Annotated in this window: 21 protein-coding genes and 1 other RNA gene; 4 read left to right on the top strand and 18 right to left on the bottom strand. The window is 45.6% G+C overall.

Going from position 1 to position 23,089, the window contains the following annotated elements; all coding sequences use genetic code 11:
• Positions 1-9 precede the first annotated feature (9 nt).
• From DW743_RS00450 to DW743_RS00410, 9 genes are all read right to left on the bottom strand, one after another.
• Entirely contained in the window at positions 10-903 is an 894-nt protein-coding gene (locus DW743_RS00450) for a leucine-rich repeat domain-containing protein (RefSeq protein WP_022463281.1), read from the bottom strand.
• Between the two features lie 6 nt (positions 904-909).
• Positions 910-2,319 (bottom strand): ABC transporter permease, encoded by a 1,410-nt coding sequence (locus tag DW743_RS00445; protein ID WP_158554998.1) that lies wholly within the window; start codon positions 2,317-2,319, stop codon positions 910-912.
• 141 nt (positions 2,320-2,460) lie between these two features.
• Positions 2,461-3,504, bottom strand: a complete 1,044-nt coding sequence (locus tag DW743_RS00440; protein ID WP_055226872.1) for a DUF1611 domain-containing protein — start codon at positions 3,502-3,504, stop codon at positions 2,461-2,463.
• A 2-nt stretch (positions 3,505-3,506) separates the two neighbouring features.
• The gene (gene ccpM, locus DW743_RS00435; RefSeq protein WP_055265672.1) at positions 3,507-4,913 is read right to left on the bottom strand and encodes a Cys-rich peptide radical SAM maturase CcpM; all 1,407 of its coding nucleotides are present in this window, start codon (positions 4,911-4,913) and stop codon (positions 3,507-3,509) included.
• On the bottom strand, positions 4,906-5,172 hold the full coding sequence (locus DW743_RS00430) for a hypothetical protein (protein WP_055226866.1): 267 nt from the start codon (positions 5,170-5,172) through the stop codon (positions 4,906-4,908). Before DW743_RS00430 ends, ccpM begins: the two co-directional genes overlap by 8 nt.
• A 458-nt stretch (positions 5,173-5,630) precedes the next feature.
• Positions 5,631-6,770 (bottom strand): hypothetical protein, encoded by a 1,140-nt coding sequence (locus DW743_RS00425; RefSeq protein ID WP_055226864.1) that lies wholly within the window; start codon positions 6,768-6,770, stop codon positions 5,631-5,633.
• 682 nt (positions 6,771-7,452) lie between these two features.
• Positions 7,453-8,142, bottom strand: coding sequence for a CvpA family protein (locus tag DW743_RS00420; RefSeq protein ID WP_055265670.1), 690 nt, complete (start codon positions 8,140-8,142; stop codon positions 7,453-7,455).
• Positions 8,143-8,154: 12 nt separating this feature from the next.
• Positions 8,155-9,351 carry a DUF5711 family protein gene (locus DW743_RS00415; RefSeq protein WP_055226860.1) on the bottom strand — a complete coding sequence of 399 codons (1,197 nt, stop codon included), beginning with the start codon at positions 9,349-9,351 and terminating at the stop codon, positions 8,155-8,157.
• 88 nt (positions 9,352-9,439) lie between these two features.
• A complete protein-coding gene (locus DW743_RS00410; RefSeq protein ID WP_055226858.1) occupies positions 9,440-10,747 on the bottom strand; it encodes a LysM peptidoglycan-binding domain-containing protein in 1,308 nt (435 codons plus the stop codon).
• A 200-nt stretch (positions 10,748-10,947) separates the two neighbouring features.
• Between DW743_RS00410 and yyaC the strand changes: the two genes are divergently transcribed.
• Entirely contained in the window at positions 10,948-11,535 is a 588-nt protein-coding gene (gene yyaC / locus DW743_RS00405; protein WP_055226856.1) for a spore protease YyaC, read from the top strand.
• A gap of 91 nt (positions 11,536-11,626) precedes the next feature.
• Here yyaC and DW743_RS00400 read toward each other — a convergent pair whose 3' ends face one another.
• The 9 genes from DW743_RS00400 to ffs form a co-directional block, all read right to left on the bottom strand.
• Positions 11,627-12,568: a transketolase family protein gene (locus DW743_RS00400; protein WP_055219295.1), complete on the bottom strand. Its 942-nt coding sequence runs from the start codon at positions 12,566-12,568 to the stop codon at positions 11,627-11,629.
• On the bottom strand, positions 12,556-13,395 hold the full coding sequence (locus DW743_RS00395; RefSeq protein WP_055219293.1) for a transketolase: 840 nt from the start codon (positions 13,393-13,395) through the stop codon (positions 12,556-12,558). Before DW743_RS00395 ends, DW743_RS00400 begins: the two co-directional genes overlap by 13 nt.
• Positions 13,396-13,504: 109 nt before the next feature.
• The gene (fsa, locus tag DW743_RS00390) at positions 13,505-14,158 is read right to left on the bottom strand and encodes a fructose-6-phosphate aldolase (protein WP_022463272.1); all 654 of its coding nucleotides are present in this window, start codon (positions 14,156-14,158) and stop codon (positions 13,505-13,507) included.
• 280 nt (positions 14,159-14,438) lie between these two features.
• Positions 14,439-15,542 (bottom strand): LacI family DNA-binding transcriptional regulator, encoded by a 1,104-nt coding sequence (locus DW743_RS00385; protein ID WP_117761711.1) that lies wholly within the window; start codon positions 15,540-15,542, stop codon positions 14,439-14,441.
• Between the two features lie 2 nt (positions 15,543-15,544).
• Entirely contained in the window at positions 15,545-16,141 is a 597-nt protein-coding gene (recR, locus tag DW743_RS00380; RefSeq protein ID WP_022463270.1) for a recombination mediator RecR, read from the bottom strand.
• Positions 16,141-16,494: a YbaB/EbfC family nucleoid-associated protein gene (locus DW743_RS00375; protein ID WP_022463269.1), complete on the bottom strand. Its 354-nt coding sequence runs from the start codon at positions 16,492-16,494 to the stop codon at positions 16,141-16,143. The genes recR and DW743_RS00375 overlap by 1 nt, the downstream gene beginning before the upstream one ends.
• Before the next feature lie 32 nt (positions 16,495-16,526).
• Positions 16,527-18,176, bottom strand: a complete 1,650-nt coding sequence (gene dnaX / locus DW743_RS00370; RefSeq protein ID WP_055265662.1) for a DNA polymerase III subunit gamma/tau — start codon at positions 18,174-18,176, stop codon at positions 16,527-16,529.
• 144 nt (positions 18,177-18,320) lie between these two features.
• Positions 18,321-19,400 carry a 6-phosphofructokinase gene (locus tag DW743_RS00365; RefSeq protein ID WP_022463267.1) on the bottom strand — a complete coding sequence of 360 codons (1,080 nt, stop codon included), beginning with the start codon at positions 19,398-19,400 and terminating at the stop codon, positions 18,321-18,323.
• Positions 19,401-19,594: 194 nt separating this feature from the next.
• An RNA gene (ffs, locus tag DW743_RS00360) (signal recognition particle sRNA large type) lies at positions 19,595-19,857 on the bottom strand.
• Positions 19,858-20,071: 214 nt separating this feature from the next.
• Here ffs and DW743_RS00355 point away from each other — a divergent pair.
• From DW743_RS00355 to asnA, 3 genes are all read left to right on the top strand, one after another.
• A complete protein-coding gene (locus DW743_RS00355; protein WP_117761712.1) occupies positions 20,072-20,815 on the top strand; it encodes a ThuA domain-containing protein in 744 nt (247 codons plus the stop codon).
• Positions 20,816-20,948: 133 nt separating this feature from the next.
• Positions 20,949-21,800 (top strand): sugar phosphate isomerase/epimerase family protein, encoded by an 852-nt coding sequence (locus tag DW743_RS00350; protein WP_117761713.1) that lies wholly within the window; start codon positions 20,949-20,951, stop codon positions 21,798-21,800.
• Between the two features lie 214 nt (positions 21,801-22,014).
• Positions 22,015-23,028, top strand: coding sequence for an aspartate--ammonia ligase (gene asnA / locus DW743_RS00345; protein ID WP_022463264.1), 1,014 nt, complete (start codon positions 22,015-22,017; stop codon positions 23,026-23,028).
• The last annotated feature ends 61 nt before the right edge of the window (positions 23,029-23,089 follow it).

Below are 23,089 nucleotides of genomic sequence, written 5' to 3'. Positions count from 1 at the left end.
ATAATATTTTTAATCCTTTAAGCAAACACTGATTCCTATTAGTCCAACCATACACACCCCAAGAAATATGTCCATCCAGACTATTTTCCCACTTTGCTTTTCTCCACTCGAAGGAGCCTTAAAAAATACTTTTTCAAAGCCTGTATCATTTTTATCAAAATATTTTTGTCCTATAACCTCTTCTTTCGTTTCATTCTCCTTCTTCTCAAGCCAATACTGGATCGAAATTTCCTGCATTTCTTCACCACCATATTCGGCTCTTTGATTATCTTTTGCAAGTTCTTCCGCTATTTTTCCGCCAAAAATCTTCATCGCACTATCTTGACTTTCTTCATAGGGTTTTCCAGCTCCCAAAAATAAAAATTGTCCTACTTTCTCCACGCTATCTGGAATCCGTATTTTTGACAAAGAAGAGCAATACATAAAGGCATTATCACCAATGCTCTCTAAACCATCATAAAAATAAATCTGTGTGATTCTAGTTCCCTGAAATGCGCTTTTTCCTACCTTTTTTAGTGTTTTTGGCATTACAATGCTGATAAACCCAGCAGTTGTATCACTGTACTGACCATCTTCCGCAAAGGCAGATTCCCCGATTTCAACAATGCCTTCGGATATCTGCACTGCCCGAAGATCCGTTTTTCTCAAAAAGCAGGAATCTCCGATTCTCGTCACTTCTTTCCCACCTACTTCTTTCGGTGTGACAATCACGCTTTCCGTCCCGATATAGTTTCGTAAAGTTACAGTTTCATCTTCTTCCACGCTATACTGGTAATCTCCCTCTTGGAGCCAGTCTGCCTGTAGCGAAACCTGTGTCGTTCCAGATTCCACTGCAAAAACGTCTTCCCGCCATACCAGCACCAGAACCATCGCTACGATCATTATCATTCTTTTTTTCTTCATGAACACCTACTTTCTGTCCAGCAATATAGATGCCGGGCTTTCTCTAGTTATTTTGCCGACTTGCAGAATTAATATCAAAAGGAAAAGATCTAAAATACCAAGAATCATCCCCGTCATGATTTTCCAGTTCCACTCAATGGACAAATCCGTATCAACAGTTACTCCCGTTGATTCATACGCAGCTATTTCGCTTGTCGGGAGCGCGTTTTTAATATTTCCCGACAGATCTTCATTTTCCTGCTCCACTTTCTCAGCCTGATTCGAAATCATCCGATCTGCGAAATACTCTGCTGTTGGTGTCGCACACAGCGCCGCAAAAACCAGGGCAATCAAAACCGGAACCAAATTCTCCAAAACGAACTGTCCTAAAATCCTTTTTCTGTGTTCCCCCATCGAAAGTAAAATTCCAATCTCACGTTTTCGCCCTTTGACTGACAGGCTGGTCAGAATGCCGAACAGTAAAATTCCGGCAGTCACAAATCCTACGATCATATATCCTATCAGACGATTCAATTTTTCAACAGGTTTCGCAACCATCTCATACCATTCCTTGTTTCGAATCAACTGATAGGACCATTCTCCAGATTCCAAATCCTGCTGTGATATTACCATTGGCTTTACGCTGGAACGTATTCCATTTTCATCGGTCTGTACAACATCATCCACACTTCCTATTTTTATTTTGTTTTTTGTTTCTTCTATGAATGGTTCAACTGATTTTGTATCTTTCAAATAGACCGTAACTGTATTAAATCCCACATTTTGAATTTTTAATGCTTTCATAGAATACTCGCAGAAAATATCCAGTGGAATAAAAATTAAATTATTGTGCCAGTCATTCACAACGGAATCGGACTGATAAACCTCTGGAGTTCTGTAAATGCCTCGAATTTTGAAACTAATTTCTTCCGGGGCACTTACTTTATAGTATTCGATCGTTCCCTGCTCCATTTTATATTTAACAGTATCGCCCACATGGAGATGATTTTTTTCGGCGTATTTTTCTCCTACCACAGCTTCGTATTTGCCCCGTTCTCCGTAGCTCAGTCCGCTTCCTTCCACAATCCTGTAACCCTTTGCCAGAAAATAGGTATCGTATGCGCAGTCCAGTGTTCCAACAGCCGTCATCGTATACATGCCTGAATCTTTCAGATAACCTTTTAGGCGCTGTTGTGTCTCCTCGCTGATATATGTTTCCGTATCCACCGGATCAAGCCAATATGTTCCCGCTTCCATGGTGTACCCCTGAACATAATTGCTGTCAATGAACTTTTCTACGATTGCGGACGGGATCGCATATACAGTACATGATTTTCCAGCTTCTCCCTCGGCCGGCCCGCGCAGAGTAATAGAGTTGGCCAATGTTTCCTGTGCTCTTTTCACTTTATTTCCACTTGCAATTCCAATCATCAGCATAGAAAATATCGCCAGGAAAAGTACTAAAAACAGTATGATATACATCAATGTTTTCGCAGGAGTACTTCTTAATTTTCTGCTCGCTCTTTTCAACATATTCTTTCTTCCCCCTATATATTTCAAAATGCGACAAGCTTATGTTTAATTTTCAAGTGTCCAAATAATCCTATCGCTCAATTTTTCTATTTGAGAATCACTTTTAATATCAACAACTGATATTTTTTTCAAATGCTCAAAATCCCTTTCCTTGTCAATTAATTTTAAAAAACACATCTTTTTTTGTTCAAAACTCGCATCCATATCAATTGCAAATTCTGATATTCCAATATCATTAATTGTAATATCATATCTTTTTTGAACCTCATCTTTAACATGACTAATAAACGCTTCTTCATAGCGCATATATGGTAGCATCAAAACACTATAATCTGGTTCTATTGCACACATAAACAATTGTGTAGTAATGCCAAAATCATTAGAATATTGTGGATTAAACGAGAGACATGCTCCTGGTATCCCAACAATTACAATATCATAATCTTGTTCTAACCGCTTTACAGCCGCATTTATATTTATAATTATCTCTTCATTCCTATTTTTCCCATTTAAATATTTCTTTTCAAAGCAAAATGTATCTTTCCCAATTAATCCATTTAATCCAGAAACAATTGCTGCAACTTTATATCCTTTTTGTTTCAAACATTTTTGCAGTTCTAATTCCATTTTCAATTTTCCACTATTTTGTGTCAAACCCAAAACGCAAATAACCGGAATATTTATCTTTCTTACTCTTAAATCGTCACACTTTTTTTGAATTTTTAATTTTTTAGCAACAACGACATTTTCATAATGCTGATCTATCTCTAAACTGTTCCTGATATTATTAATAGAAACTATCGTTATGGATTTCTGCTTTGCTGTTTTCACCACGCTCTTTATATATTCAGGCGATGCATCGTGCCAACTTTCAAGAAGAATTAACACTTCACATTCTTTTATAATATTACCTATTCCCTCCTCTATTATTATCTCACTACCATCACAACGTTGAATTTTTTTCCCGCAAAGTCCCCATGCTTTTATTGAAGCAATATGCATAATTTCACCATATCTACATTCATGTATGTTCTCAAATAGTGTTATACTTTCTTGATCTACCGGAAATATACCTACTCTTTTTAACATTTTCATTCATACTCCTCAAATTTATAACCAAGTTCTTTTAAAGTACAGTAATTTTTCATTGCCTCTTCAAATCCCCCTCTAACCTTCCAGCAATGTTTTTCTATTTCTTTATTTGAAATATTTTTAGTGTCATCTGCACATGCTATACAAATTGTGCAATGTTGATATGCCCAACAATCCTTACACCGGTCTTGCGAATATCGTTCTATATTTAGCAAATTTAACACTTTGTTTTTATCTATTCCTTTTTTTATATCACCTATTTTGGAAACTTCTGATATTTCACTCACTCGCTCACACGGATATATATTTCCTTCTGCTGTTACAAAAATTTTTTTCGCGCCTGGAATACAGGGACCACTATGATGATTTACCTTTGAAATCTCTTCTTGCATTTTTTCCTCATGTTGTTTAATTTCTCTCATTTCATTATCAAATTCTTCTTTTACTGCTCTAGCCACAAATTTTTCATTAATTCGTTTTAATTTTGAAAGAAAACATTTAAAATATTCATATTCCTGTTCTTCAACAAATTCTCCGCTAAATTCACATTGTTTATCCGTATAATTATCATTCAAAACAGATATTCTACTCAAATTTTTCGAAATCAGCCTATCTTTATCCAAAAACTCATATATTGTTCTTAACTCATTTTGGGGATCTAACACTGTGTTGAAAGACACATTTTTTTTATAATATTTTCTGTCCATACTATATATCATTTTCATGCTATCTCTCAATTTTTCAAATGATCCTCTATTACTTCCTGCAAATATTCTATTTTTATCGTGCACTTCTTTAGGCCCATCCAAACTAAACATAATTTGTATATTATTTTTAATAAAATACTGAACAATTTCTGGTGTAAACAACGTTCCATTAGTGGTCAAATTAAAATGTACCGTTCTTTGGCAATATTCTCTCTTCACATACTCAACTACTTCTTTTATCAATCTGAACATTAATAATGGCTCTCCGCCATAAAATGATATATATATGTCTTCGCTAGACATCGAATGCCCATACAAATAATCTACTGCTTCTTTTGCAGTTTCCCAGCTCATTTCTTTTTGACTATGATTTCTATTTTTGTAATCACCAGAATAAACACAATAACTGCAACGCAAATTACATTTTTGTGTCACTTGCAAAACTAACTGATTCATTCTATTTTCTAAATAAGATTCTAAAAAGTCCGTAGCAAAATGTTTTACCTCTTCTACCCGCGTTCTTTTCAAATATCCTTCATTTATTAGCTTTTCTATTTCTCTTTCCGCTTTTTCATCCCAAATATTGTTTTCCAAAAAATTATATGTTTCGAAAGACACCTGAATAATTTTATCAGTATTCACATCATATACATAATATTCTTTTGCAGTTTTGAAACAATGAATAAATGGTTTATGCATGTTCTTTTCCTCTTGTTTTATATGCTATTTCTTTGTTAATCAATTTTATTATGTCATCAAATGTATCAAATTTTCCAGCCACAATATCTTTTTCCTTAAAATGAATATCAAATTCTTTTTCTAACTCCACATATACATTTATCAAATCTCTTGCGCTGAATTTTAGATCATTTCCTAAAAGCTTTTGATTTTTCCAGTCTTTTTTCTGTTCTAAATTTCTATATTTCTTTAATATATCTTTCACTTTTTCTTCTATCATTTCTATTCTCTTTCATCAAATCTACTATTGTCAGCATTTTTACTCTACAACAAACATATCAACATTTTAACAAACGCTATTTCAAAGGATCTATAATACTTCTAGCCATATTCTTAAACGATTTTTTATAATGCTTAAATCAACTTTTAAACTTATCCTCTAATTAAAATGAGGACTACCACTAATTAACACTGTAGCTGCCCTCATCTTTCTTACATTTTAGTGATTAGCATTAGATCCAAATACACTTGTGTATAACTGATTCTGCGCCTGAGCTTTCTGAACATAGGCAGACCCACACGTAGAAAAGCATGTGCATGAACACGGTCCATTTGCATAAACACTCACATTATTTCTTCCCTTATGTTCTTTCTTTTTAAGCGTTTTCTTCATTTGAATACCTCCCTTCGAGCATAATTTTATTACCCATTGCGATCGCAAAAGTAATCCAGTAAATTTTAGTCGTCTAAAAGTTGCATTATTATCCATTTATATGCGTTATAACAATTTTCAAACTGCATTTGCTCCATCCTTGTTTTCACATTCCATCCTTTTTTATCAAAAACCTCAAAATCTATCAAACTATTACTTTCAAATATATTTTTATCCGTTTGAATAATAAGCACATCTGGATTGTATATTGTATTTACTGCCATTATTAACGTCTCTGTCACATTCCCATGCGTATAAAATTCTAATGGAATTTCTGCCACGCAAGACTCTTTTAGGTTCTTTTCTGATGTTAATACTATACACTCATAGTCTTCCTTCCCAAAACACTCATATAACAACTTTGCCCCAATAACAGTACGTGTTAAAATTATCGGAATTGACCACGCTTTATTATTCACAATCCCATTCCATTCCAATTCTTTTTCATAGATACATTTGTTTATATGATTCATAATAAATTTTTTTGCATCTTGGTATGAACCTTTTTTATTTTTCCTTAAATAACATATCAAAAGCACAGTAATAATCGGAGCTGCAAAACTATTTGATTTGTATTCTTTCCCAACAATCTTCTTTAAAACGTCATCAAAATTTAACTGTATCGAATTCATTTCCGAAAAAGGAAATGATTTAGACACCGAAATTTCTTTTTCCTGCAATTTAGCAATATAATTTCTTACCCCGAAAACCCCATCAAAGCATGCCGGCCATGTAGGAAAGTTTGTATTTGATAGCGCTGCACATAATATCATTTTATTAGAAACCATTTGTTTTATAATATTTTCTATCTTTTTTGCATCTATATAATTTGTTGTTCCAACACTCATATGCACAAGTTTTATCTTTTCTTTTAAGCACCATTCTAACGCCGCTTTGAATGAATCAATGCTACCTCTTTCCCCTGTTTCCATAATTTTTATAGAGATAAATTCTACCTCTGGGCAAAAATATTTGATGATACTATAACACTTATCGCCATGTGTTAGTTTATATCTCTTTCTAAACAGATTATCTTTTTTTTCAGAATTGCACAAAACAACTTTTTTATTCTCATCAACATAGTATTCATTCTCACTCAGAAACAGCCCCCCTGCTGTCCCGTCATCTATAATTACATATTTTCCATCGTTTTTTTTATTTTTCATATGCAAATAGTCTTGTTCAGCTTTTCTTTTTCGTCTACATACTTACATTATATCTATATTTCTTCTTTTTTCAATGTGCTTTTTGTACATATTTTCAGTTTTTATTCATTATAAATTCACATAAATATTTTTTTCACAAAAACATGTAATTTTTTTTATATAAATACGTATATTTATAGATATTTCTTTTCATATCAGTTCAACCCCCATATTTTCCACAACTCTCAACTTTTTCCACTAATATCCTATTTGTTCTTTCATTTCCATTCTTATCCCCTTCTATCTAGCAGATTCTTCCGCTCTCAACTTCAGAGAAAAAGCGGTCGGCGTGTGGGCGGCGGATGCGGTGGGAGGGGAGAAACGTGCCGGGGCGCGGGGCATTGATTTGGGTGGGAGCGGAACCTGACGCGGACGGGACGGAACGGGGGAGATGAAATCCGGCTCACAAAGCCGGATTTCAAGAGACACTGAGTCGGGAAAACATCAGTTTTCCTGACGAATTGTCTCGGTGCTCCCCCGTTCCGTCCCATCCACGCCAAGGTCTCCGCCCCACCCAAATCACAGCCCCGCACCCCGGCACGTTTCTCCCCTCCCACCGCATCCGCCGCCCACACGACGCCCGCTTTTCCTCGTCCCCCCTCCCACCAAAAAACGGCCCCACAAGGAACCGTTTTTTCTCATCTTATAATACATTCTTCAACAGCATCAGCACCGGATTATTCTCCCGAATCCATGCCAGCGCCATATCGCCCTGGATCTGCTTCATGCATACATTCCCCCAGTGTGTCGCCTGAAAGCAGTACACCACCGCAAAGAAAATCCAGATCCACAGCACCGCACGCACGACACCAAGTCCTGCTCCTCCCATGCGGTTCAAAAAGCTGATCCCCGGAATCTCCGCAATCAATTCCACAATTTTCACCGCAATCGTCACGAAAACAACGGCAAGCACCAGCGTCAGAAAGAAAGCAATCCCTTTCATAATCTTTTCCGATACCGCCTTCGCCGCGTAGGATGCCAAACTGTGCAGCTGTTCCTCCTGGTACTCCCGCACCGCGCCGCTTCCGAGGATCTGGTTCACCAGCTCCTCCGGCACGCCCATGCTCTCCAGCCATTTCTTCTGCACATCCTGGTTTTCCCCCGACAGAAATTCATTGTTTTCAAATGTCTCTAAACATTTCTTCTCCACATACTGCGGCAGCGTTGTCCGCTCATTCAGCACATCCGTTACATACGGATTCATCCAGATCGCCAGTCCTGTCACCAGAATCAGGGACACCATGGACAGCACTGTCCGGACCAGCCCCTTTCGATATCCAGCCAGCGCGGAAAGAATACACACCGCAAGTAATACGTATCTCAGCCAATTCATGTTTTTCTTCTCCTATTTCAGCCGGATCATCGAAACGCCGTCCTCCTCCGCGAGCAGATACCGGTTCTGCCCCATGCCGAGGATCTCGTGAATCTGTGTTTCGCTGACCACGCCGCTGTACTTCTTTCTTCCATTTAAGGTATATACACACAGCTCCTGCCGGTTCGTCAGCAGAATCTGTTTTTCTTCTATCTGAAGGTTCTGGTAATAGAAATCCAGATTTTCATCCGCAAGCTGCTTTCCTTTCAGATTGTAGATTTTCATCCGGTAAGGATGATCGTCGCTCTCCCCGCGCAGAATCAGAACCACGCGGTCGTCCGCATACGCGCAGCTTAAAATTTCTCCATCTTCCGATACGCTCACCGTTTCCTTCGGCTTGTTTGTTCCTTCATAAACGCGGAAGCCGTTGTCAAAGAAGGCAACCCATGAGGATGTTCCCGCGGTTTCGATCTGCGGGCACAGCATATCGGTGTAGCTCGATGAGCTTGCAAGATTGTCCACCAGATCCTCGCCCCTGCTTCCGAAATTGTAGAAAGCGACCTGTGATTTCATCTTGCCGCCGTCTTCGTAAGCGTAGGAAACCGCCATCCAGAGTCCGTCCGCGGAAAGTGAGAGATCCATCGGATAGCCCGGGCTGTCCATGTTCGGGTGAGAGGAGGCGATCTCCGTTCCATCGGTATTATAGTATTTGATCCAGCTCTCCCCGTTGTTTTCCAGAATCGCCGCAACGACGCCCTGGCCTGCAACGGATGCTTTCACGATCGGATACGACGCGGTAATTTCGCCGGCCTTTCCATCGGCATCGTATACAACAATTTTGGTTCCGTTTTTATCGTAAATGGCAATTGCATCGCCGCAGGATATCATCTGCGGATTTTCCATGGTATAATGATCGCTCCAGAGGGTCTGATTTTCCCGGTCGCGCAGTTCGATGCCGTCGATACCGTAGCGCACGATCTTATTTCCGGATTTCTGAAACATATACGTATCGGTGTCCTCGGTCTCTGTTGCCTGTACTGTGTCGTATCCCTGAAAAGTACGCAGCTGAAGCCATACCCCTGTACCAATTCCGGCCGCGAGAATGGCTCCTGCAAGGATTCCAACGGTGATCCGGCGTCTGCGTTTTCTTTTTCTGTTTTCTGCTTTATACTCCTCAAGATCCCGGACTTTTGCTCCGTTCTCCTGTTCTTCTCTGTTTTTTCCGTCCATTTTCATTCCCCTTATGTTCTTTTCGGACTTATTTTCTGCCGCCCTTTCGGCCGCAGTTTGATTCCGCTCTAGTGTACCATATTTTTCTCTATTTTGGGAGGTATATTTTCTGCCCCGCATATATGAGATCTTCCACCGCGATCTGGTTCAGTTCGCAGATATCTTTCACTCTGCTCATCGTTCCGTAATATCTCTCACTGATTTTCGAGAGGCTGTCCCCCTTCTGTACGGTGTACTCCTGCCAGACCTGCGCGGCGGTTTCTGCCGTCTCACTGCCGGAAGCAGTTCCCGGGGCGGACGATGGCTCTGCTCCCGGTGCTGGATCTGTCTGCACCGTACCGGTATTGTTCTCCGCTGCACCAGTCTGCTCCCCGCCGGATGTGCTTTGCTCTCCGCTGCCTGCCGGATCCGTTCCGGATAAATTCTGCTCCTCACTTACCGCCGCGCTCCCGCTCTCATTTTCCGTTTCCAGTTCCGTTCCTGTGCTTTCCGGTGTCGAAGTATTTTCCCCTGTGTTTCCCTCTTCCGCCGCTGATGCTTCCGCTGCACTCTCCGCCGTCTGTGTCTTCTCTCCCTGTACGTTTCCCGCCACTGCTACCGTCTGCTCCTTTGTTTTCCCCGGAAACGGCAGCGCATCTCCGTATTTCTGCGTCACCGTCACAAGAAGCGCCGCAGCCGCGCATGCTGTCATCGCATAGAGGATCGGCTTTCTGTGATCGTGTTCCGGCTCCTCCCCGCTCTTCTCCTCAATCATCTTCCGAAAATCGCTGACAGCGCGGTCGGGCACGCTCTCTCCGTTTTCGATCGACCGGTTCTGATTCTGATCGATCAGATACGACTGCATCGGCTCATTCTTTTCATAATAAATGTAAAAGCCTCCCGTGCTCCGCAGGGTGCCGCCCTCGTACGTATAGAAGGTTTCCTCTTTTTCCTGTCCGTTGACGCGGAACAGCGTCTTGTCATTTCCGCCGAAGTGGTTCAGATGCGCTCGGATGATCTGTTCATTCAGATCCTCCCCGTATCCCGGAAGAGAAAGTGCCCAGCCGAGGATCTGCTGGTTTTTGAAATATTTTTCCATCACATCGTGGACCTCCGTCCATACTGCATCATCGAAGACCAGGTGATCCGGCGCCGGCTCCATCGTATGAATCGCGGCCGCGCTGCGGATAAAAAAGTAGGAAATTCCGTCCGCCCACTTAAATTCACCGAACAGCATGGCGGCACGTCCCTCTGGTGCGGAAAAATATTTTTTCAGAAAGGTTCCGACATAATCTTCCAGATAAATCCGCTCCCTGCCGTTCGTATCACCGACCTGGCGGATATTTTTCGGCAGATGAAAGTATCCCTCGTTGCCGTTCGCCTGCTCTTTGTTTTCTTTATAGACAATCTCAATCATGCTTTTCACCCCTTTTTGCCTACTTTATCACGGATGTTCCGCGAAAAAGATCGTTTTGGGGCAGGGCTGTCACGGTTTTTTCCGACTGTTTTCCCGTTTTTCTGCACCGGAGGGCATGTCATGTTTTTTTCATTGCAGGAATAGTTTATACCATATACGGTTAAACTGTGGATGATTCTTCTGAAAGGCAGGTACCGGTCATGTTTCGAAAAAAAGACGCCGAAGTTTACTACATCAATGAGCGAAGCCGCAGCGCCAGCGAAGAGCTGGCGTCGCTGTTTTCTTACTGCATTCAAAAGGACGGACGCATGTTCCGTGAACTGGTATTTCTCTGCATCGGAAGCGACCGGATCACTGGGGATTCCTTAGGACCGCTGATCGGGTACCAGCTTTCGCCGTACTGCAGCCGCATTTTTCATGTCTATGGAACGCTGGATGACCCGGTGCACGCCCTGAATCTACCGGACCGGATTTCGTACATCCATTCCCGCCACCCGGAGGCACTGCTCGTTGCGATTGATGCTTCGCTTGGTTCGCGGCGTCATCAGGGATACATCACGATCGGAAACGGGGCGATCCGGCCGGGCGCGGGGGCAGGGAAGACGCTGCCCGAGGTCGGGGATATTTTTATCACAGGCATTGTGAATGTATCGGGCAGTTTTGAACAGCTTCTTCTGCAGACAACCCGGCTTGCCACGATTTTCCATATGGCGGAATCCATCTCGCAGGGAATCCTGCTCGCCTGCCGGGAACTTGAGGCGGCCGGGACAAGCGAACTTCTGCTTTAAGAAAAACTGCAGACAGCAAAACAGGCAGAGACTGCACCATTTTCCGGTGTGGCCTCTGCCTGTTTTCTTTTGTCATTTATTTCGAAAAATCTTATTTACAGAACTCTTTTACCTGCTCGTAAACGCCCTCGCCGTCGAGTTTGTATTTTGCAAGAAGAGCGGCTGCCGGGCCGGACTCTCCGAAGACGTCCTGTACACCGATTTTTTTCACCGGAACCGGGCATTTCTCTGCCAGTGCATCGCAGACTGCGCTTCCAAGTCCTCCGATCACCGAGTGCTCTTCTACGGTTACGACTTTGCCGGTCTCTTTTGCTGCTGCAACGATCAGCTCCTCATCCAGCGGTTTGATGGTGTGGATGTTGATGATCTTGGCATCAATGCCGTCTGCGGCAAGTTTCTCTGCTGCTTCCAGAGCGGAGCTTACGCAAAGGCCTGTTGCAACGATGGTGACATCCTTGCCTTCACGGAGAACAACGCCTTTTCCGAGCTCAAATTTGTAATCCGGTCTGTCGTTGATCACCGGCACTGCCAGACGTCCGAAACGAAGGTAAACCGGTCCGTTGTATTCATAAGCTGCTTTCACGCAGGCTTTTGCCTCTACATCATCTGCCGGGTTCAGGATGACCATGCCCGGGATGGTTCTCATCAGGGCGATATCCTCGTTGCACTGATGTGTTGCGCCGTCTTCTCCTACGGAAATTCCGGCATGGGTAGCACCGATTTTTACGTTCAGATGCGGGTATCCGATGGAGTTGCGTACCTGCTCAAACGCACGGCCTGCGGCAAACATCGCGAAGGTGCTTGCGAACGGAACGATGCCTGTGGTGGAAAGGCCGGCAGCGATTCCCATCATATTACATTCTGCGATACCACAGTCGATGTGACGGTCCGGATATGCTTTTTTGAACACACCAGTCTTGGTTGCTGCTGCAAGGTCAGCGTCGAGTACGATCAGATTGTCATGCTCTGCGCCAAGTTCAACCAGTGCATTACCGTAACTTTCTCTTGTTGCGATTTTCTTTACTTCTGACATAACGCTTCACCTGCCTTTTCCAGTTCTGCCATAGCAATTGCGTATTCTTCATCGTTCGGAGCTTTTCCGTGCCAGCCTACCTGGTTCTCCATGAAGGAAACGCCTTTTCCTTTTACGGTCTTTGTGATGATGGCGGTCGGCATGCCTGTTACGGTGCGCGCCTCATCAAATGCAGCTTTCAGCTGATCGAAATCGTTGCCGTCCGCTACGTTGATTACGTGGAAGTTGAATGCCTCGAATTTTTTGTCGATCGGGTACGGACTGTTGACATCTGCTACGTTTCCGTCGATCTGAAGTCCGTTGTTGTCTACGATCACAACGAGGTTGTCCAGATGTTTTGCTCCGGCAAACATGGCTGCCTCCCAGACCTGACCTTCCTGGATTTCACCATCGCCAAGAAGTGTATAAACACGAAATGCTTTGTTCTGCAGTTTTGCACCGAGTGCCATTCCGACTGCTGCGGAGATTCCCTGTCCGAGGGAACCGCTTGACATATCAACGCCCGGGATATGTTTCATATCCGGATGTCCCTGCAGATAAGATCCAAGATGGCGAAGGGTCAGCAGATCTTCTTTCGGGAAATAACCTTTTTCAGCCAGTGCTGCATACAGTCCCGGCGCTGTGTGGCCTTTCGAAAGTACAAAACGATCGCGGTCCGGATCTTTTGGATTTTTCGGGTCCACGTTCATTTCTTCAAAATACAGATACGTGAAAATATCGGCTGCAGACAGAGATCCGCCCGGATGGCCGGCCTTTGCTGCATGAACGCCGCTGACGATCCCTTTGCGGATCTCATTGGCCGTCTTCTGAAGTTCTAACTTGTTCATGTCTTTTCTCCTTGTTTAGTTGAATCGGAATCAAAAGCTGGAAATATCGCTATTGTTCACTTTGTTCACAATACCATATTTCCAGCTTTTATGCAATCATGTTTAGGTCTTATTCGCCGAATACAGCTTTGTAGTCAGCCTGGAATTTTGCGATTCCGGCGTCGGTCAGAGGATGTTTGGTCATCTGTACGATTACGTTGTATGGAACAGTTGCAATGTCTGCACCAGCCAGTGCGCAGTCGGTTACGTGGATCGGGTTGCGGACACTTGCTGCGATGATCTCGGTGTCGATGCCGGCTACGTCGAAGATCTCAACGATTTCACGGATCAGATCAACGCCGCGGGTGCTGATGTCATCGAGTCTTCCAAGGAATGGGGAAACATAAGTTGCACCTGCTCTTGCAGCCAGAAGTGCCTGGTTTGCGGAGAAGATCAGGGTTACGTTTGTCTTGATGCCCTCTGCGCTCAGAACTTTAACAGCTTTGAGTCCTTCTACGGTCATCGGGATTTTAACAACCATGTTTGGATGGATGGCTGCGATCTCACGGCCTTCTTTGATCATGCCTTCTGCATCTGTTGTGGTAGCTTTTACCTCGCCGCTGATCGGTCCGTCTACGATCTCGGTGATCTCTTTGATGACCTCTTTGAAGTCACGTCCTTCTTTTGCGATCAGGGACGGGTTGGTGGTAACGCCGCAGATAACGCCCATGTCGTTTGCTTTTTTAATGTCCTCTACTTTTGCTGTGTCGATGAAAAATCTCATGTTGTTTTTCCTCCCATATTCATACTTTCGTAAGGTTTCGGGGCCTGTTGTTTTCCGCAGAACGGCTCCGTTTTTCTGTTATCTCCAGTATAGATATGTTTGGTTTTTCCGTCAAGTCGGCCTCATTTTTATTAATTAATTTTATTATTTATAAATACTATTTTATAAATTACTCTGGCGGATTTTTTCTCATTTTTTCCGGTTTTTCCTTTTCTTTGTGTTTTCCCGGTTTGCGTCGGAGCTGTTTTATTCAAAATTATTAATAATAATTTCAGCCGTCCTATTTATTTTTTAATTTTTCGGTTCTTGCATACGAAGTGCTGCGCCGCACGATCAGTTTCGGCTCATACTCGACATGATACGTGCTTAAGGGTTCATTGCCGTCCTGGCTTTCCCGAAGAGACTGGATTTTCCGCAGGATGATATCGCACGCATCGCGGCCCTTCAATGGCACATAGTGGTCAATCGTCGTCAGGGAAATCGAGCGGAAGCTGGAATAGACGGTGTTGTCACATCCCACTACGGAAATATCCGCCGGAATGCGCAGTTTGCTCTCGAGCACGGCGTCCATGATCCCGAACGCGATCATATCATTCATGCCGACGATTGCCGTAAGGTTCTTGTCCTCCCGCAGCAGTTCCTTCGTCAGATAATAGCCCATCTTGTACTCAGAATCCATGCTCGGGATCACCTCGTCGAGGTCCTCATCCGCCGATTTGACGATCACGCCGTGGCCGTATCCTGCCTCCTCAAACTCGCGCACAAAGCCCTCCACGCGTTTCAGGCGCTGGCCCTGTTTGGAAGTCAGCGGAGGTGAAACAAACGCCACATGCCGGTGTCCCAGTTCCAGCAGGTGGCGTGCCATCAGCCTGCCGGGTTTTGCATTGTTCAGCTCGACCGCATCAATTTCCAGCAGCTCTTCTCGGTTGTTGATGATGACAAGCGGAATCTCCGCGGCCAGCTCCTCCACTTTTTCCTTGCAGCTTCTGCTCGGATTGCAGGTGTAGATAATTCCGCGCGGGCGCACACTCTTCATCATCCGAAGATAATTCTCTTCGATTTTCAGGTCCCTCTGCGTATTGCAGACAAAGACCCCGTAATTCTTCTCTTTTGCAACTTCTTCGATGCCGTGCAGCAGCATCACATAGTAAGGATTCGTCAGCGTCGGACAGAAGACGACGATCAGCTTGTTGCCGTTCGACTCTCTTCTCATCTTCCGCCGCGGAATCTGGTAGCCCAGCTCTTTTGCCGCCGCCTCCACTTTTTCTACTGTTTCCCGCGAGAACGAAACGTTTTCCCGCCGGTTCAGGATCATGGAGACCGTCGCCTGGGATACGCCTGAGGCTGCTGCGACATCACTGGATGTCACTTTTTTTCTGCCCATAATTACAGCTCCGTTCTGCCCTCTAACGCACGCAGAAGGGTGACTTCGTCAATATTTTCCAGATCGCCGCCCACCGGAACACCGCTTGCAATCCGCGTCACCTTGATGCCGGTCGGCTTGATCAGCTTGCTGATGTACATGGCCGTTGTCTCGCCCTCCAGGCTGGAGTTCGTGGCAACGATAACCTCCGAGACATCGCCCTGGAGGCGCTGCATCAGCTCTTTTAACCGGATGTCGTCCGGCCCAATCCCCAGCATCGGGGAGATGGCCCCGTGCAGGACGTGGTAAACGCCGTCGTATTTTCCGGTTTTTTCATATGCCGCAAGATCCTGCGTCGTCTCCACCACCATGATCACGCTGTGGTCGCGCTTGACATTTGCGCAGATCGGGCACAGCTCTTTGTCGGTCAGGGTCTGGCAGCACTTACAGTACTGGACATGGGATTTTGCTTCTGTGATCGAATCGGCCAGCCGTTTTGCCTGGTCGGCCGGCATATTCATAATATGAAAGGCCAGTCGCTGTGCGGTTTTCACACCGATGCCAGGCAGATGGGACAGCTGCTCGATCAACTGATTGATGTATCCGCTGTAGTAATCCATCAGAACGGGAATCCTCCGCCCATGCTGCCGAGTCCGCCGGCAAGTTTGCCCATAGCTTTGGCTGCCTCGTCCTCAACTTTGCGCAGTGCTTCGTTGGTTGCTGCCATGATCAGATCCTCGAGCATTTCTACGTCGTCCGGATCTACGGCATCTTCGCTGATTTTAACTTTGGTTACTTCTTTTTTACCGGAAATGGTTACTTCTACGGCTCCGCCGCCTGCTGTCGCAGTGAACTCTTTCTCCTCCAGTGCTTTCTGGTTCTCTTCCATCTGCTTCTGCATTTTCTGAGCCTGCTTCATCAGATTGTTCATGTTGCCCGGCATTCCTCCCGGGAATCCTCCTCTTTTTGCCATGGTAATATCCTCCTGAAAAATTTGTTTTTAATTTATTCTTCCCCGTCGTCGAAGTCGCTCTCGTCGTCCTCCTCGACCGGGATTCCATGAATCGCCTGCGTCAGTGCATCATCCACGGAAATCGTGGAGAGCGCGGCGTTTGCATGCTGGTCTGCTAAAATGAGCTGGACCTCTACGGTTTTTCCAGTCATCTGTTCAATAATGGTGCGGATCTCATCGGCTGCCTCCGGCCGCTCAACGTAGATGGATGCGAGCTGGTCTGCAAACTCAACAAACAGTTTGGCGTCGCCCGTCTCGCTGTTGTATTTCGGAACGGCGCTCTGCAGAAACTGGCGGAACATGCCGCTTGTCTGGCCGACAATTGCCTTCCAGGACGCGCTGATGCGCTGTAAATCCGCCGGTGCGGCTTTCACTGGTGCCGGTGCACTCTGCGGTGTTTCTGCCGCCGCATAGCCGTCTCCGGCCGCTCCGGAGCCTCCTGCACTGCCGTTTCCTGCTCCCGGTGCATTTGTCACCATCATCGGGATTCCGCGCTCCATTTTTTCTTCGAGAATCCTAAGACGCTCCAGCACGGATTCGAGGTTCTGCTCCATCTGCGGTTTGCAGAGTTTGACGAGCGCCACCTCAACGAGCACGCGCTTCTGCGCCGCATAGCGGAGCTGGCCGGAGAGCTCGGATAAAACGCGGATATAGTGGATCAGCGTCTCATCGTCTACCATCGTGCTCTCTTCTTTTAAGAGCTTCAGGTTTTCTGTAGAGACGTCGAGCAGTTCTTCGGTTTCATCTGCGCTTTTTACCAACAGCAGATTCCGCAGATACCACGTAAAGTCGGTAACGAACTGTCCCAGCTCTTTTCCGCGGTTTAAAAGGGTTTCCAGCGTGCGGATGCTTCCCGTTACATCCCCGGCGAGGATCGTGCGGAGCATCTGGCTGAAGATTTCGGTATCAACAGTTCCGAGAACCTCAAGGACTTTATCGTACGTCAGCTTCTGCCCGAGGTAGAAGGCGATGCACTGGTCCAGGAGGCTTAACGCGTCTCGCATGGATCCGTCGCCCGCCTTTGCGACGTAGCGGATGGCTTTTTCTTCGACGTCCACGCCCTCTTTTTCCATCAGTTCACTAAGACGCGCCGCAATGGTGTCGATCGTGATGCGGCGGAAATCGTACCGCTGGCATCTGGAAAGGATCGTCACCGGGATTTTGTTTGCCTCTGTGGTCGCCAGAATGAAGATGACATAGGACGGCGGCTCCTCCAGGGTTTTTAAGAGTGCATTGAACGCTCCGGTAGAAAGCATATGCACCTCGTCGATGATATAGACTTTATACCGTCCCTGTGTCGGCCGGTAGGCTACCTCCTCACGGATTTCACGGATGTTGTCGACACCGTTGTTCGATGCCGCGTCGATCTCGATGACGTTCGTGGAAACGCCCGCCAGAATCGCCTTACACGTCGGACATTCGTTGCACGGGCTTCCGTCCACGGGATGTTCGCAGTTGACCGAGCGGGCGAGAATCTTGGCGATCGTCGTTTTTCCTGTTCCGCGGGTTCCGCAGAACAGGTACGCATGACCGATGCGGTCCGCGCGGATCTGATTTTTTAATGTTGTTACAATGTGATCCTGTCCTTTTACATCCTCAAAGGTGGAAGGACGGAATTTTCGGTACAGAGCAGTATAGCTCATAAAATTTTTCTCCTTTTATTGCATCGGCATGGAAGCCTGCCGCCGGCAGTTTCTTTTGGACAGCAGTGCAACAGAAGAACGGAGACCTTGTTCTTCTTGCTTTAAGGCCTCCGTTCTTTTTCCTTGCCTTTTTTCGGGAACGCATCAATCGCCGAAGCTGATTCCCATCCGTTTTGCCTGCAGGACTTCCTGTGCATTCGGATCTACGGTCTTTAATTTTCCGGCGCACTCGCCCAGCGGAATTTTCTTTACTTTTCCGTTGACCATTCCGACCATGTAGCCGTACTGTTTGTCCAGAATAAGCTGTGCTGCCTCGGATCCGAGTCTTGTGGAAAGGACACGGTCATACGGACACGGGCTGCCGCCTCGCTGCATGTGGCCCGGTACGGTGACGCGGATTTCCATGCCTGTCTTTGCCTCGATCTCTTCTGCGATCTTGTAGGATACGGACGGGTATTTCTTTGCGATTTCTTCCTGACGTTTTTTCAGCTCTTTCTTCGGAAGTGCTGCGTCTTCTTTTGCAATTGCACCCTCGGCAACGGCAAGAATGGTGAATCCGCTTCCGCGCTCTTTTCGTCTGTTGATGGCCTCGCATACTTTTTCAATATCGTATGGAATTTCCGGAATCAGGATAACGTCTGCGCCGCTTGCGATTCCGGCGTACAGCGTCAGCCAGCCTACTTTATGACCCATAACCTCTACGATAAAAACTCTCTGGTGAGAGGAGGCTGTTGTATGGATGCAGTCGATCGCATCGGATGCAATATTGACGGCACTGTAGAAACCGAAGGTCATATCCGTTCCGTAGATATCATTATCGATGGTTTTCGGAAGATGGATAATATTCAGTCCTTCCTCTCTCAAGAGGTTTGCTGTTTTCTGGGTTCCGTTTCCGCCAAGAATGACAAGGCAGTCCAGAAGGAGCTTGTGGTAGGTATGCTTCATTGCTTCCACTTTGTCCAGACCGTTTGCATCCGGGGTACGCATCAGCTTGAACGGCTGACGTGAGGTTCCGAGAATAGTTCCTCCCTGTGTTAATATACCGGAAAAATCTTTTGCACTGAGCATGCGGTAATCGCTGTAGATGAGGCCTTTATAGCCGTTCATGAATCCGTATACTTCGAGATCTTTTACATTGTTTGCAAGGCCTTTTACGACTCCGCGCATGGTCGCATTTAATGCCTGGCAGTCTCCGCCGCTTGTTAACAGACCAATTCTTAACATATGACTTTTCCCATCCTGTTCTTTATTAGATTTTCACGACTGCTTCTTGTTTCTTGGCAGTATTATGGAATGTTTACATTATACCCTATTTTTTTCGTTCTCACAATAGTTCGGGGGAAGAAAGCGCGGGAGTTTCTATTTTTTGTACGAAAAAAGGAAGTCTGTGGTTCAGGCTTCCTTGGATTTTCTTTTTTATGCGCGCCGCACTTCGAACTCTCACCACGAACGTTACTCCTACAGCCTACTCGGCCCAGGCACCCTCACGGCACACAGGAGATTCCACTTAGTGCTGCTGCATTCCTGCCCTGACACGGTTCATGGAGTCCTGTTGCGTAAGACCCAGACGTCAACGTCACTTATAGAAGGCAGCTTCGCAATGAAAGAGCCCTCGGATTGGCATCACCCCCGCTGTAGCGGATTGCGGGTACAGGGCACCGCTATCTCCCCGGCTGCGCATTGTTTAGTATACGGGATTTCGGAGGGGATGTCAAGGAATTTGTGAATTGAAATATTGGTATAGCACGAGTATAATTTATAGTAAGGCCAGAAAATAACGCAAAAATTCAGTACCGCAGAGTGTGAACGACTGCTTTTTTCATTATTTTCAAGATTTGCTATCGATAACTTTTTGAAAATGATACATTTTTTTCTTATAGAAGGAGGATGGACGAATGATACGAGTTACGGTCTGGAATGAGTTTCAGCATGAGCGAACGCAGGAGAAAGTGAAAGAGATTTATCCGGACGGGATTCACACCTGTATTGCAAAGTTTCTGGGACAGGAGGAGGAGCTTTCGGTTCGGACGGCTGTGTTTGACGAGAAGGAGCATGGGCTGACGGAAGAAGTGCTGGCAAATACCGATGTGCTGGTGTTCTGGAATCATATGCTGCAGGAGGAGTTCTCGGACGATGTGGCCGAGCGGGTTCGGCGTCATGTGCTGGCCGGAATGGGGCTGGTAGTTCTGCATTCAGGGCATTATTCCAAGATTATGCGGAAGCTTCTCGGAACAAGTATGACGCTTCGGTGGCGGCATGGGGATCGTGAGAGACTGTTCTGTACGTGTCCGACCCATCCGATCGCGCAGGGAATTCCGGCATGGGTGGATATTCCGGAGGAAGAGATGTATGGGGAGTTTTTTGATATTCCCAAACCGGATGATGTGGTATTTACGGGATGGTTTGCAGGCGGTGAGGTGTTCCGCAGCGGATGCACCTTTACACGTGGGCTGGGCAAAATTTTCTATTTTCAGCCGGGACACGAGGAATACCCCATTTACCATATGCCGGTGATTCAGAAGATTATCAAAAATGGGGTACGCTGGTGCGTTCCTGTAGTACGAAGACCGGCACCACTGGATAATGCATGGGTGAATCCATCTACGGAGGAAGTGTATCTTTCTTCACACCAAAAATAGCAGCTGCAGTTTACCGATATCTGTATCCCGTTTGATTTTTTCAAAACAGGGGTCTGATTTCACGATCAAAAATGTTCTGCAATACGCGGATGGAATCTGCGTACACATTGCATAAATCAGGAGGAACTGTTATATGAGAAAGCTTTCCGTTTTTTACGAACACATTCTACAGGCGTGTGAGCAGTCCGGTAAGACGATTCCGGAAGTGCTCGCGTTCTGCAGGGAGCAGGGAATTTCGGCTGTTGAGATGAACTACAGTCTGTTTACATCAGAAAAAGAGGTCATTGCCCCGATGCTTTCCAATGCGGGGCTGGTGATCAGCTGTATGCATGAAACCTTTGATTTTTCCCATGATACGGATCTTGGCAGAGCCCAGCAGATGCTCGATACTGCGGCATCGCAGCAGGTTTCGCGTGTCCTGTTTGTTGCAGGCGCGCTTGAAACTGCCGAAGCGGCAGAGCTTGCAGCCTGTAGCAGCACCTATGAGGCAACGAGTACTTTTATGGCCGAAAATAAATCGATTCAAAATATGGTACATGCGCTTTCCTCACTCGCCGAATATGCGGCTTTACGTGGCGTTTCGATTACCTTAGAGGACTTTGACGGTTTTTTACAGCCGTTTGCACGCACATATCCGCTGCTCTGGTTTATGGAGCACGTGCCGGGGCTGCGGTATACGCTTGATATCGGAAATTTTGCTTTCAGTGATGAGGATGTTTCGTATGCTGCCTGGCTTCTGAAGGATTATATTGTCCATGTTCACTGTAAGGATCGTGCCGAAAGCCCGCTCGTTCACGGACGTTTCTGCCGCGGCCTTGGCCAGACACCGGCCGGAACGGGATATCTGCCGATGGCAAAGCTTCTTACAGATTTAGAAGCGTGCGATTACGACGGTTATCTCGCCATCGAGCATTTCGATGCGCCGGATCAGTTATCGTTCATCGAACAGTCCGCAGCATTTCTGCGCCAGTGGGTTTCCGAATAATTCCGCCTCTTTCATAAGCGCTCTGATTTTCGGAAAATTTCGTATTTCCGGGGAGAAATTCAGCAAGGAAAATATATCGAAAAAATTCTTTACTATCTTTGGTTTTTTCGTATCTTTTCCTTGCTTTCCAGGGAAAACATGGTAAACTAAATTTGAAGCTTTTTGAGAAGGCATGATTCGAAAAGCAAATCTAAAACAAGAGGGTTTTAAAGTAATGGGAGAAATTATTATTCCGCAGGGTTACAAATCTGCATTAAACCTCCACGATACACAGGTGGCAATTAAAACAGTAAAGGATTATTTCCAGCATGAGCTGACACATCGTCTGCATCTGCTCCGTGTAACAGCTCCACTTTTTGTACAGCCGGAAACCGGCTTGAATGACAATCTGAATGGCGTAGAACACCCGGTTTCTTTTGAGTTAAAGGATCAGGGTACCAAGAAAACCGCTGAAATTGTTCAGTCTCTGGCAAAATGGAAACGGTATGCACTTCACAAATACGGCTTCTCTGAGGGAGAAGGCATCTACACCGATATGAACGCCATCCGCCAGGACGAGGTGACCGACAACATTCACTCCGTTTACGTGGATCAGTGGGACTGGGAAAAAATCATGTCCCCGGAAGAACGCAATCTTGATTTCTTAAAGAGTACCGTAAAAGATATCTATGAGGCACTGAAAAACACGGAAAAACATATGGCAGACCAGTACGACTACATCGAAACCATTCTGCCGGATGAAATTTTCTTTATCACTTCCCAGGAACTTGAGGATCGCTATCCGGATCTGACTCCAAAGGAAAGAGAGTATACAATCACCAAAGAAAAAGGTGCTGTCTTTATTATGCAGATCGGCGGCGTGCTTGCTTCCGGAGAGCGTCAGGACGGACGTTCCCCGGACTACGACGACTGGTCCTTAAACGGCGACCTGATCGTTTATTATCCAGTGCTTGACATCGCTCTTGAGCTCTCCTCCATGGGTATCCGCGTCAACGCAGATGCTCTCCGCGCTCAGTTAAAGGAATGCGGATGCCAGTCCCGCGCGAAGCTTCCCTTCCAGAAATCCATTCTGAACGGCACTCTCCCGCAGACAATCGGCGGCGGTATCGGACAGTCCCGTATCTGTATGTTTTTCCTGCGCAAAGCGCACATCGGAGAGGTACAGTGCTCGGTATGGCCGATGGAGACACGAGAGGTGATGGATGTGATGAATATTCAGCTTCTGTAAGATTGGTTTCGAATAGACGATTACTGTAAAAGGGATACGTTTCCTGTCCGCCCGTTTTCAG

The sequence above is a fragment of the Blautia sp. AM28-27 genome (assembly GCF_003480905.1).
In the GTDB taxonomy this organism is placed as follows: Bacteria; Bacillota; Clostridia; order Lachnospirales; family Lachnospiraceae; genus Fusicatenibacter; species Fusicatenibacter saccharivorans.
Note: the sequence above shows the minus strand (reverse complement) of the source record. Positions and strands in the feature narration are given on the sequence as shown.

Coding starts and splice junctions, on each gene's coding strand:
- DW743_RS00450 (WP_022463281.1), bottom strand. CDS start 903: ATGAAGAAAAAAAGAATGATAATGATCGTAGCGATGGTTCTGGTGCTG.
- DW743_RS00445 (WP_158554998.1), bottom strand. CDS start 2,319: ATGCTGATGATTGGAATTGCAAGTGGAAATAAAGTGAAAAGAGCACAG.
- DW743_RS00440 (WP_055226872.1), bottom strand. CDS start 3,504: ATGTTAAAAAGAGTAGGTATATTTCCGGTAGATCAAGAAAGTATAACA.
- ccpM (WP_055265672.1), bottom strand. CDS start 4,913: ATGCATAAACCATTTATTCATTGTTTCAAAACTGCAAAAGAATATTAT.
- DW743_RS00430 (WP_055226866.1), bottom strand. CDS start 5,172: ATGATAGAAGAAAAAGTGAAAGATATATTAAAGAAATATAGAAATTTA.
- DW743_RS00425 (WP_055226864.1), bottom strand. CDS start 6,770: ATGAAAAATAAAAAAAACGATGGAAAATATGTAATTATAGATGACGGG.
- DW743_RS00420 (WP_055265670.1), bottom strand. CDS start 8,142: ATGAATTGGCTGAGATACGTATTACTTGCGGTGTGTATTCTTTCCGCG.
- DW743_RS00415 (WP_055226860.1), bottom strand. CDS start 9,351: ATGGACGGAAAAAACAGAGAAGAACAGGAGAACGGAGCAAAAGTCCGG.
- DW743_RS00410 (WP_055226858.1), bottom strand. CDS start 10,747: ATGATTGAGATTGTCTATAAAGAAAACAAAGAGCAGGCGAACGGCAAC.
- yyaC (WP_055226856.1), top strand. CDS start 10,948: ATGTTTCGAAAAAAAGACGCCGAAGTTTACTACATCAATGAGCGAAGC.
- DW743_RS00400 (WP_055219295.1), bottom strand. CDS start 12,568: ATGTCAGAAGTAAAGAAAATCGCAACAAGAGAAAGTTACGGTAATGCA.
- DW743_RS00395 (WP_055219293.1), bottom strand. CDS start 13,395: ATGAACAAGTTAGAACTTCAGAAGACGGCCAATGAGATCCGCAAAGGG.
- fsa (WP_022463272.1), bottom strand. CDS start 14,158: ATGAGATTTTTCATCGACACAGCAAAAGTAGAGGACATTAAAAAAGCA.
- DW743_RS00385 (WP_117761711.1), bottom strand. CDS start 15,542: ATGGGCAGAAAAAAAGTGACATCCAGTGATGTCGCAGCAGCCTCAGGC.
- recR (WP_022463270.1), bottom strand. CDS start 16,141: ATGGATTACTACAGCGGATACATCAATCAGTTGATCGAGCAGCTGTCC.
- DW743_RS00375 (WP_022463269.1), bottom strand. CDS start 16,494: ATGGCAAAAAGAGGAGGATTCCCGGGAGGAATGCCGGGCAACATGAAC.
- dnaX (WP_055265662.1), bottom strand. CDS start 18,176: ATGAGCTATACTGCTCTGTACCGAAAATTCCGTCCTTCCACCTTTGAG.
- DW743_RS00365 (WP_022463267.1), bottom strand. CDS start 19,400: ATGTTAAGAATTGGTCTGTTAACAAGCGGCGGAGACTGCCAGGCATTA.
- DW743_RS00355 (WP_117761712.1), top strand. CDS start 20,072: ATGATACGAGTTACGGTCTGGAATGAGTTTCAGCATGAGCGAACGCAG.
- DW743_RS00350 (WP_117761713.1), top strand. CDS start 20,949: ATGAGAAAGCTTTCCGTTTTTTACGAACACATTCTACAGGCGTGTGAG.
- asnA (WP_022463264.1), top strand. CDS start 22,015: ATGGGAGAAATTATTATTCCGCAGGGTTACAAATCTGCATTAAACCTC.